Below are 9643 nucleotides of genomic sequence, written 5' to 3' on the forward strand. Positions count from 1 at the left end.
CTACTGTTTTATACGATACTCCTTAACGGGTTCCAGCACTTTATTTATACAGCCACACGCGCATCAGCGAAAGAAGCTGCCGCGTGTTCACCGGCTTGGTTACATAATCGGACATACCCGAAGCGAGACATTTTTCACGATCTCCGCGCATAGCCTTAGCCGTTAGCGCGATGATGGGTAATTTCGAAAATTTCTCTGACTTGCGGATTTCTTGTGTTGCTTCATAGCCATTCATCTCCGGCATCATCACATCCATCAGTATAATATCGATAGCCGGATTATCGTTCAGCACGGCAATCGCCTCGCGTCCGTTCTCCGCTGTCTGGCACACGAGTCCTTCATCCTCCAGCACATTGGTGAGCGAGTATATATTACGAATATCATCATCTACAATAAGCACTGTTTTACCTTTCAATACAGCATCACTCCGATGGAGCTTGCGAATGATATTCTGCTTCTCCGGTGGCAACCTTGATTCGATGCGATGCAGGAATAATGTAGTTTCATCCAGCAGTCGCTCGTGCGAATAGGCCGTCCGTAATACAACCGTGTTGGCAAGTTTGGCGAGTCGCTTATTCTCATCGGCCGTAAGTTCCTGCGCAGCATATACTATAACCGGCACCGTCTGCAGATTTTCGCTGGAACGAATTTTTTCCAGGAATGAAAAACACGCAGTGTCTCCTATACCGAGGTCTACAATCATGCAATCAAATTCACTTTGTGTGAGCATTTCATATGCCTGATCGCAGCTATAGGCCGCTATACATTCTACATCGCCATTGCCGATCATAGCTTGTATAGCCTTGTTCTCCTCTTCATTGTCTTCTACAATCAGCAGCCGTTTATACTGGCGGTTGGCAAAATGCTCCAGCTTGTCAAATATACTTTGCAGGTCCTCTTTTTTTACCGGCTTGCGGATAAAGTCAAACGCCCCGAGTTTCATGGCTTCACGTTTCAGGCTATAGCCGGAAATGATCTGCACCGGTATATGGCGCAGGTCAGAATCATTTTTTAATTGACGGATAACTTCCGTGCCATCTATATCCGGCAACTTCATGTCAAGTAAAATTGCATCGGGTCTATACTGGTGAGCCAGTTGCAACCCCGCTATACCCTGGTGCGATACGATGCCTTTATACTCCCGCTCGCGCACAAACGATAATAACACATCGGCAAACTCGCGGTCATCTTCCAGTATCAATATCTTGCGGCTGTTCTCTTCTATAGCTGTGCGGTCATCATCTACTATATCTTCTGTCATAGGCAACGGTTCAACAGGCCGCGCGTTGCGCAGAATGTGTTCTGCTATATTTCCATTGTGATTGCCAGAGCCCGGGGCTATATCCTGCAAGTCGCCATCAGATGTATACACTGCCGGAAGGTATAGCGTAAAGGTACTGCCCTTCCCTTCTTCGCTTTCCAGTTGGATCTCTCCACCCAGTAAACCGGATAACTCACGACAGATAGAAAGACCAAGACCAGTGCCCCCATACTTTCGTTTATCGGTGCCATCTACCTGACGGAATGCTTCGAATATAATTTCCTGTTTATCTTTCTGAATACCTATACCGGTATCTTTTACTTCAAAGCATACTATATCCGGTATATCTTTCAACCTGGCCGATTGCAATGTTTGCGCATCTACACACGGTTTAATGGTTAAGGTAACATTGCCACCGGCAGGAGTAAATTTGAATGCATTGGATAACAGGTTGCGCAGTATCTGCACAAGCCGCTGCTTGTCTGACTCCATGGTTTTATGGGCATTGCCATTCACGTTCACAACAAACTCGATCGACTTGTTACGGGCCAGTTGCAGGAACATGGTATTGAGATCATTGGTAACTTCATCAAACGAAAAATGATTGATCTCCAGATCCATCTTGCCGGCTTCCACTTTCGAAAGATCGAGTATATCGTTGATGAGGATCAGCAACTCATTACCCGAAGTATATACCACGCTCGCGTATTTCAATTCTTTTTCTCCCAGCGTGCCATTCTTATTCTCCATCAGCAATTGCGTAAGAATCAATATACTGTTGAGTGGTGTGCGCAACTCGTGCGACATGTTGGCAAGAAAATCAGATTTATACTTGCTCACCGATTCAAACTCGCGCGCCTGTTCTTCCACGCGTGTCTTGGCAGCTTCCAGTTGTTGTTTTTCATGCTCCAGTAAATTGGCCTTCTCTTCCAGCAATGCGTTGGACTCCTGCAGTTCTTCCTGCTGCACTTTCAACTCCGCTTCCGACTGTGCTATAGATTCAAGTTTTTCCAATAGCTCGTCATTAAACTGTCGCAGTTCTTCCTGCTGCGATTCAAGTTCTTCTGCCTGGTGTTGCGTTTCTTCCAGCAACGATTCAAGGCGCGTGCGCGATTGTGCTGAGTTGAAAGCGATCGCTATATTGTTGGAAACCATTTGCAGATATTCCAGGTCTAGCCGGCTAAACGTGTGCGCTGCACCAAGCTCCAGCACACCTTTTACTTTGCCCATGTGCATGAACGGATATACCAGTGCACAGGTAGGCACTATATGACCGAGTGATGAACTGATGGGTAAATAATAATCGTTCGGCACATCTTCAAACAAAATATACCTTTCGGTCTGTGCAGCCTGGCCTACCAGCGATTCTCCTATAGCAAACGACTCGGTGAGCGAATCCGGATCAACGGCATAGGTACCCGCCAGGTGCAGTCGCTCATTTTCCAGCAGATATATAGCACCGGCCTGTGCTTTCAGATACGAAGCTGTTTGCCCTATAATTTCACGTGCCAGGATACGCACACCTTTCTCTTCGCGCAGCAAATTATTCAACTCGCGATGTCCTGCCAGCAACCACGCCCGCGTTTCCTTTTCACGCGACAACACTTCCAGATTTACTTTCATATTGTGCAACGCTTTGCCCAGTATATCGAGGTCGCTTCGCACAACAATCTCCCGGTCGTAATTTCCTTTTCCTATAGCATCGGCCAGTTGCACATAACTTTTAAAAACCGTGATCATCTCGTTGAACGAATGCGCGAGAAGTCCCATTTCATCTTTCGAAGAAGCATCCAGCGAAAAATTGATATCACCGTTCATGATGCGCACCGTAGCATCTTTCATCCGGTTTACCGATCGCACCACTTCCTTAATCGTAATTAACGACACCGATACAATTACCACAACCACCAATACGGCAAGTATACTATTCCGGATAAGGGCAGAAGCAATCACTTCAGAATCTACGGTTATATCATGGCGTATCGTGCTGAGCATGCGCAGTTGCATAGCCTGTAAAATATTGATGGAACTTGTTACCTGCGCACGCCAGTCATCTACAGGCAATGCAAGTGCACGTATACCACCGGTAGCAAATGCCGAGTCGAGCATAGCCTTCGTGTTGGCAACGGCCTTGCTGTTCTTATAATTACTTTTAAAATATAGCTGCAGATCCGGTGACGCATAGCGCTCGAACTTATACAGGTTTATTTCGTGCTTGCCCTTTACCATAGCAAAATTACCATACTCCATTCCCTGGAAGCCCTGCCGAAGCGAAGCCTTCAACAGATCATCGCGTATCTGCGCAAGAAACTCTTTGGCATAGAGCAGGAACAAAAGACAATCAAGCTGACCGTTGATCGCTGCATTGGGAGAATCTTCCCATGCCTTGTTGATCTCGGCCAGTAGCCCAAGCGTGGTAAGATCGAGGTTGGCAGGTGTTGCCGCCATTCGCTTTCGCTGGCGTACGGCATCGATCAGCGAATCCAGTTGTGTTCCGCCAAATGTTGTTCCGGTATAATATTCCTGCAGCGAAGCGAGCGACTGATCTGTTTGCTCCTGCTGGTGGTACATTTCTTTTTTATCTTCAGGCAGGCTCGTTGCCAGGTACGCAACGGTAGCGGTACGCTCACCTTCCAGCTGATGCAGCAGCGCAGTGATATGCTCTACCGCATCGAGGTTGCGACATGTTTGGCTGTTCCACCGCTCACCCTCCAGCCGTAGCGTTATAGTCTTCAGCAAAAAGAACAGCACAACAGAAAACGGAAATACAACGAGGAGTATGAGCTTGTTCCGAATAGAAAGATTTCTGAAGAATTTCATCCAGTAAACACTAATTGACCCGACACGTGAATTACACCGCAGGTTATGTAACCGCTAAATATTTCTTACCTGATAACCGTAACTAAATCTAACAATCTGCCATCGATTTGAAAAGAAGATACGATGAAAGAAAATGAAGAATATACCTATTCCAAATAATTATTGGATAAAGGTTTAAACACTAATGAACTATATCCCCCGGTGGGATTCTGCAGTTTGAAAAGCCATTCGTATCTTTTACAACGCCCGGCCTGTATGTCCAAAAGCGGTCGCGCTGATATAAAAACGAACGCATTTCTCCCACTTTTTTATCATAATTACCGGATTTTCCCGCTGGCATAGTATTGGCGACAGAGCGGGCAATTCAGTATAAATTTATAACAGCTATAGCAACGGCATGATCATCCGGAATTATCTCCTCATCTCTCTTCGAAATATTCTCAAGAACAAAGTCTTCATTGGCATTAATGTATTCGGCATGGGTATAGCGCTCGCATGCTGTGTAATTGCCTACCTCACCTTTAAGGTGAACCATTCGTTCGACAGCAGCTACGGCAATAAAAATATATACCGCATCAACGCGGTGCGCACTACCGCTAACGAAGAACAGCACAACGCAGCTATACCGGTTCCGCTCGGGCAACTTCTACAGGAGAACACCGGAGATATACAGGCCATTATGCGTTACTCGCCTTCTCAATCGCAGTTCAGTATAAAGGGAGAATCGTTTGCTTCAGGACTCGCCTATGTCGATCCGGTTTTCTTTACGCTGTTCGAAACAGAATTTATAGCAGGAAAAGCAGAAGCATTGAACAATCCATCCTCTATACTTTTATCCGAGAGTATGAGTCGTAAATTGTTCGGCACAACGGATGCGCTGGGCAAAACTTTAAAACAACTGTTGAACTCCGGAGAAAGCCGCGAATATATAGTTGCCGGACTCTATAAAGACCTCCCGGTTACATCCAGTTTTCAAAACGATGCTTTTGTGCGTTACGAAAATTACTTTCACGAATATGCGTCCACCGAAGATTACTGGTCGAACTTCAACAATGTATTTGTGCGAGTGGATGACGCTACACGTATACCGGCTGTTGAAAAACAACTCGCGCCCTATACGGGACTGGTGAATGCACAGGGATTGAGTTTCCATATAAAGAATTTTTATCTCGATCCATTTACCGGCATGGCACAACGCGATGCACAAGACCAGACGGGAGGAACGCTCACACGCGGCACAACGCCTCTCCCGATCATTCTTACACTGGGAGTAATGGCGCTGCTCATTCTATCGATAGCATGCTTTAACCTTACCAATACACTGGTGGCTATATCTACCAGGCGACTGAAGGAGATCGGGCTGCGCAAAGTAATGGGCAGTATAAAGATTCAGCTCGTGCTGCAATTTATAGGCGAAGCTACATTGATCTGTCTCTTCTCTGTATTGATAAGTCTTGCCATGAGCGATATACTGATCCTCGCCTGGAACGAGATGTGGCCTTTCATGAAACTGGAATTGAACATTTTGCACAACCCGGATATACTTGTATTTCTGGGTGCGATTGTATTGATCGTTGGTGCACTGTCCGGTGCCTACCCGGCCTTCTACGTGAGCAAGTTTCAACCTGCACAGATATTGAAAGGGAAAGCAGAGATTGGTAGCACCAGTTTGTTTACACGAACACTGCTGGTATTGCAGTTTGCCTTTTCGGTAATCGCGCTCTTCTTCTCCATTGCATTCTATCAGAACTCCATATTTCAGAAAAACTTTTCGTTTGGCTTTGCACAGAACGAAGTGGTGGTGGCACCGGTAAATGGTAAAGATGAATTTGAAACATTCCGCAATGCCCTTGCCCAACATGCCGACATTGTTACGATTACCGGCACTACCGATAATTTATATAGTGGAAAAGCAAACCAGACGATCCAATTCAACGGCCTGGATATACGCGCGGATGTATTGCAGGTTGGTGAAGACTATCGCAATACGATGGGGTTTCAATTACTGGAAGGGCGCGACTTCAATCCGGCTTCTGAAAATGATCTGCACGAATCTGTTATCATTACACGCGATCTTGCGGAAAGTGCCGGTATAGATCACGCATTGGAAAAAAGCATCATCCTGCACGACACTGTTAAGGTATATGTTGTGGGCGTTATCAACACGGTATATTCGCGCGGTATGTGGCACGAACAGGAGCCGGTAATTCTTCGCTTTGCTCCCGAGAAAAATTACCGGCAGATTATTGTGCGCACGGCTCACGGCAAAGCAGCTGCCGTACAGGAGTATATGGCAAAGCAATGGACGGCACTATTCCCCAATAAAATTTACCTTGGCCAGCCCATGAACCAGCTTGTACAGGTAGCAGAAGACATCAGCAAAAATGTGGTGACTATATTTACTTTCCTGGCCGCTGTAGCGTTGTTTCTCTCAATAGCCGGATTATACTCTACGGTGTCGCTCAACCTGGCACGCAGGATGAAAGAAGTCGGTGTACGAAAAATCTTTGGCGCTTCCATCGGGCAGATCATCTGGACTACCAACCTGCAGTTCTTTTTTATACTCGTAATATCATCTCTCGGTGGATGTATACTCGGTAGCAAGCTTGTGCTGGTAATGATGAAGCTGTTATGGTTCTATCATCAACCCGCCAACGCACTTACATTCGTAGTTACTGCGGGCGTTGTACTGTGGCTGGCGTGCATCATGATTGGGTCTAAAGTATATAAAGCCGCATCAGCCAACCCGATCCTGGCGTTGCGAGAGGAGTAACGGCATCAACAAAATTTTATCAAGGGGCGACTTTGTTTGCCTCTTGTCAATTCTATCCGTCCTTTGATCACTTTTTTACAACGCGTGGCCGATGCACGTACATCATGCGCTGGAAATTGAGTACCTTTCCTTATAGCATGCGCTCCCTGTGAATATACAGTCTAAAGACCATTGGTTTTTCCGGTATAAAATTTACCACCTCCCCTTCTGGTTTGTCTACCATTGCGCCTGGTGGACGATTACCATTGGCAGTATATCGGCTGTGGTAACCAACATATTCTCCCCGTATTCAACCAAATTTCTCTTCTACGTGGTGTTCCAGGCCATCGGGGTATATTTCAATCTATACTTTCTTATTCCGCGCTTCCTGGAAAAAGGTCATTATGTTCGCTATATAGCCTGGTTGCTGGTAACTATTTTTTGTGTAGCTGCGCTCATCGCCTGCGGTTATTATGTAAGCGCGTGGGTGGTTGGCCGCACGGTAAAAGATCTATACGGTATTGACCCTGAAAATTATACCTATTTCTTCAAGATCAATTCGCTGCCTTCTACCATGGCCAGTATGACCTTGGGCATGAGTGTAAAACTTACCAAGAACTGGATACAAACCCGCAGAAGAGAACAGGCGCTTGAAAAAGAAAAACTGGAAACCGAGTTGAAGTTTCTCAAGTCGCAGTTCAATCCACATTTTCTCTTCAACACCATCAACTCCATCTTTGTACTCATTCACAAGAACCCGATGATGGCGTCTGAGTCGCTCGCTAAATTTTCTGACCTGTTGCGTTACCAATTATACGAATGCAACGAGCACCAGATACCCCTCAGCCAGGAGCTGCTATACCTGGAGAGTTTTATCGAATTGCAAAAGCTGCGGCAGGATCATAACCACGTGCAGATGAGCATGCACATCGATCAGCAACTATCGCACGACCTGGTGATTGCTCCTTTTGTATTGATGCCGTTTATTGAAAATGCTTTCAAGCATGTATCGCAACAGAAAGACCGTGCCAACTGGATACGGATGGAACTCCACTTCGAATTACACAGACTATATTTCACTATTTCCAACAGTGTAGCTCCGCAGTATACAGCCAACAAAGAATTTATACAGCACAGTGGTATAGGATTGAAGAACGTGCAGCGAAGGCTGGATCTTGTTTACCCCAACAAACATCATCTTACTATAAACAAGCAGAATGATCAGTTCGAGGTAACACTCAGGCTCGACCTGGAAGAAAATTATATACAGGAACGGGCAGCCGCCCCCATGCGATAGAAATATATACTGACTATGTTAAAGTGTGTAGTGATTGATGACGAACCCCTGGCCCGCGAGTGCATAACCAACTATATAAAGGAAGTTGATTTTTTGCAACAGATGGGCACCGGCAGTAACCCGGTAGAGCTAACACGCCTGCTGGATGAACACGACATCGATCTTATCTTTTTAGATATACAGATGCCGGTGATCAACGGTATAGAGTTTCTGCGGGTAACGCCCAACCCTCCTATGGTGATCATTACCACGGCTTATCCCAGCTATGCACTGGAAGGCTTTCAACTGGATGTGCTGGATTACCTGGTGAAACCTATCACCTTCAATCGCTTCTTCAAAGCAGTGAATAAAGCAAAGGACTATCACCAGTTGTTAGAGAAATCATTGGTGGCAGATCAGCAATCAAAAGCCAATGCTGATTACTTCTTCATCAAATGCGACTATAAATACGAACGCATATACTTTGATGATATACTCTACGTGCAGGCTATGCAGAACTATGTTGTGCTGTTTACTACCAAAGGAAAGTATATAACGCTGCTGTACCTGAAGAACGTAGAAGAGAACCTCGATAAGCAGGCTTTTATACGTGTACATAAATCATTCATTGTATCGATCGCCAAAATAGAAGCGATAGAAAATAACGAGATCATCATTCAGTCGCATCGCATCCCCATCAGCCGCAATTATCATGACGAAGTGATCAGTAAAGTGGTAAACGATAAACTCTGGAGGAAGTAATTAATAACCGTTTCTATTCTTAACAAATTTATACACATATCCTATACCTGAAATCAGGTTTATAGCGATTCTGTAAATCTATAGTATAGATAATATTACTTACTATAAACTCCACTATCATCAACCTTATCACACAATCCATACCTAAAAACAAGGTGTAGGTATATTCTCATATACTACCTATATACCTCAAAACATTTACTCAACACGGTCAAACTATTTTCAAAATCATAAAATTCTGCAAGCAAACGTACACTGCAACTGCTGGCGAAATAGCAAGCTCTATCTTCAGGGCTTACTAAACCGATATGCAGTCATTTTATATCTGGGCTTGTGTGCTATTAGGTAGTTGTCTAAATGTAGTCGCGCAAACCTTCCCTGTTCGTGTTAATACGCAGATAACACCACCCTATAGTCCGTATCTCAGCGATTATACCGCGTCCGGCTCACAGCAACTGTCTGTTACGTTCCTGCTGAATGACCCGACATTAACCGAGTATCGCGGTAAACTCAGACTTACTATTGAAGGTGTAGGAATCACCATTCGCACCAAACAGAATTTCATTCCACAACAACCTTTGGTGTTACCGGGAGGAGGTATACCCTTACAGCTATACGGTGAAGATATAGTCGAGTATTTTAATCCGGCAAACCTTGACTTCGCTGGTATCAGTCGAAGTCAGTATGAAAAAGGCGCTAAACTTCCGGAAGGTGTATATCGCTTTACGTTGGAAGTGCTCGACTATAATCGAGGTACGTTGGTGAGCAATAA

The 9643-nt window shown here is 45.2% G+C and carries 4 protein-coding genes and 1 pseudogene; 4 read left to right on the forward strand and 1 reads right to left on the reverse strand.

All coding sequences use genetic code 11. The features are described 5' to 3' along the window. Window positions 1-40 precede the first annotated feature (40 nt). The gene (locus VIN08_RS02990) at window positions 41-4081 is read right to left on the reverse strand and encodes a response regulator (RefSeq protein ID WP_331960002.1); all 4041 of its coding nucleotides are present in this window, start codon (window positions 4079-4081) and stop codon (window positions 41-43) included. A 397-nt stretch (window positions 4082-4478) separates the two neighbouring features. Here VIN08_RS02990 and VIN08_RS02995 point away from each other — a divergent pair, with 397 nt between their 5' ends. The 4 genes and pseudogenes from VIN08_RS02995 to VIN08_RS03010 all read left to right on the forward strand — a co-directional run. Further along, on the forward strand, window positions 4479-6854 hold the full coding sequence (locus VIN08_RS02995) for an ABC transporter permease (RefSeq protein WP_331960005.1): 2376 nt from the start codon (window positions 4479-4481) through the stop codon (window positions 6852-6854). 148 nt (window positions 6855-7002) lie between these two features. After that, window positions 7003-8130, forward strand: coding sequence for a sensor histidine kinase (locus VIN08_RS03000; RefSeq protein ID WP_331960008.1), 1128 nt, complete (start codon window positions 7003-7005; stop codon window positions 8128-8130). Between the two features lie 15 nt (window positions 8131-8145). Then, window positions 8146-8871, forward strand: a complete 726-nt coding sequence (locus VIN08_RS03005; RefSeq protein WP_331960011.1) for a LytTR family DNA-binding domain-containing protein — start codon at window positions 8146-8148, stop codon at window positions 8869-8871. A 308-nt stretch (window positions 8872-9179) separates the two neighbouring features. Beyond that, window positions 9180-9643: pseudogene (locus tag VIN08_RS03010) on the forward strand (hypothetical protein); the annotation flags it as partial.

This window comes from Ohtaekwangia sp. (assembly GCF_036568665.1).
Taxonomy (GTDB): Bacteria; Bacteroidota; Bacteroidia; order Cytophagales; family Cyclobacteriaceae; genus Ohtaekwangia.